Origin of the sequence: Salipiger sp. HF18 (assembly GCF_011806505.1) — a bacterium.
Taxonomy (GTDB): Bacteria; Pseudomonadota; Alphaproteobacteria; order Rhodobacterales; family Rhodobacteraceae; genus Salipiger; species Salipiger thiooxidans.
Genome location: NZ_JAATOS010000673.1, coordinates 1 through 1806, shown reverse-complemented (window position 1 = coordinate 1806; position 1806 = coordinate 1). Strand labels below are relative to the sequence as shown.

Here is a 1806-nt window from a genome sequence, read left to right as displayed (position 1 = left end):
GGCTCCGTCGGTATATGCAAAAAGTTCAGGCATGGGCGGCGACGCTTATCCACTGCGAGGGGCTGCCGTCAAGCCCGCGCCCTTCGCCGCGGCCGAGGTCGTCGACGGTCAGGCCCGCCTCGGCGAGCAGCGCGCGCAGCTCGGGCTCGGCGTAATATGTGTAGAAGCGGCCCAGCCGGTCGCGGGCCTCGCCGGTGCCTTCCTTAAGCATCAGGCCCAGCACGCCGCCCGGCCGCAGCGCGCGGGCGATGGCGGCGAGGTGCCGGGGCATGGCGTCGCGCGGCGCGTGCAGCAGGCTGAAGGCGGCCCAGATGCCGTCGTAGCGGTCCTGCGCGTCGAGATCGTCGAAGGTGCCGAGCCGCGCGGTGACGCCGGGCCGTGCGTTGGCGAGGCGGATCATCTCGGGCGAGGCGTCGAGCGCGTCGACCCGCAGGCCGGCGCGGGCCATGTGCTGGCTGTCGTGGCCCGGCCCGCAGCCGAGATCGAGCACCTCGGCGCCCTCGGGCAGGCGCGCGATGAAGGCCCGGAGCGAGGGGAAGGGGTCATCGGGCTGGAGCTTCTCGTAGTCGAGGGCCTTCTCGGCGTAGACGCGCTGGGTCTCGTCGTCGGTCACAGCGTCACCCCGACCAGCAGGCAAAGCACCACGGCGGCGGTCATCGGCAGGCGCAGGCGGAACCACCACTTGGGCGCGAGGCCCCAGCGCCAGAACTGCCAGTCGAGCGCCAGCAGCCCGAGATAGCCGAAGATCAGGTTCATGCCCGCCGACACCGGCCCGCCGCCCGCCATGAAAAAGGCCCAGAGCGCGGGGATCACCGAGAGCGCATAGCACACCGGCGCCTGCCGCTCGGGCGCCTTGGTGGCAAAGCCCCAGAGCACGCCCGACATGAAGGCGAGAATGACGGTGCCGTAGGCGAGCTCGACATAGGGGCCGACGAAGCGCCCGCCGAGGGTCTGGTAGCCGAGATCGTAGGCGGTGTCGGACATCAGCGTGAGCGCGCCCCAGAGGAAGGGCAGCAGCCCCGCGACGGACAGCCAGAGGGCGGTGCGGGGGATCGCGGGCGTCATGCGCGCTCGAGGGCCAGTCGGCCGGCCAGCAGGGCGAAGATCGCCGCGAAGGAGCGGTTCATCCAGCGCATGGCGCGGTCGCTGCCGAGCAGCCAGCGGCGGGCGTGGGCCGCGAAGAGCCCGTAGAGCACGAAGACCGCGAAGGTGAGCGCCATGAAGACAGCACCGAGCAGCAGCATCTCGGCGGTGGCGGTCTCGGGGTTGCCCGACAGGAACGGCGGCAGGAGCGCGAGGAAGAACAGCGACAGCTTGGGGTTCAGGATGTTGATCAGGGCCCCGCGCCGGGCGATGCGCGCGGCGCTCTCGCGGTGCCGCTCGGCGCCCACGGCGAGCGCGCCGCCCGAACGCAGCGCCTGCCACGCGAGCCACAGCAGGTAGGCCACGCCCGCGAATTTCACCACCGTGAAGAGCAGCGCCGAGGCGTGCAGCAGCGCCGCCAGCCCGAGGATGGCGGCGGCGAGATGCGGCACGATTCCGGCGGTGCAGCCGAGTGCCGCGTGGACCGAGGCGCGGCGCCCCTGACCAAGGCCTATCGCGAGCGTGTAGAGCACCCCGGTTCCGGGTGCGAGCACCACGACCAGCGCCGTGACAAGAAATTGCAGGCTGAGCATCGTTTCCTCCCTCGTTCTTGAGGGCAAGGTTTCCGATCCCGCCCGACCTGTCAACGGGCCCTCAGGCCGCAGTCACGCAGGTTCCCTGAGCACGCGGGGCACCTTGAACTCGACGTTCGCCTGCGCGGAC

3 protein-coding genes are annotated in these 1806 nt (G+C 71.3%); all 3 read right to left on the bottom strand.

Annotation, left to right across the window (positions count from 1 at the left end):
- Positions 1-25: 25 nt before the first annotated feature.
- From HC022_RS25720 to HC022_RS25710, 3 genes are read right to left on the bottom strand one after another with little or no spacing between them, the layout of a single operon-like run.
- Complete coding sequence (locus HC022_RS25720; RefSeq protein ID WP_167454272.1) at positions 26-613, bottom strand: class I SAM-dependent methyltransferase; 588 nt, start codon at positions 611-613, stop codon at positions 26-28.
- Complete coding sequence (locus HC022_RS25715; protein ID WP_008886242.1) at positions 610-1065, bottom strand: DUF3429 domain-containing protein; 456 nt, start codon at positions 1063-1065, stop codon at positions 610-612. The genes HC022_RS25720 and HC022_RS25715 overlap by 4 nt, the downstream gene beginning before the upstream one ends.
- Positions 1062-1676 (bottom strand): LysE family translocator, encoded by a 615-nt coding sequence (locus HC022_RS25710; protein WP_167454271.1) that lies wholly within the window; start codon positions 1674-1676, stop codon positions 1062-1064. Before HC022_RS25710 ends, HC022_RS25715 begins: the two co-directional genes overlap by 4 nt.
- Positions 1677-1806: the final 130 nt, after the last annotated feature.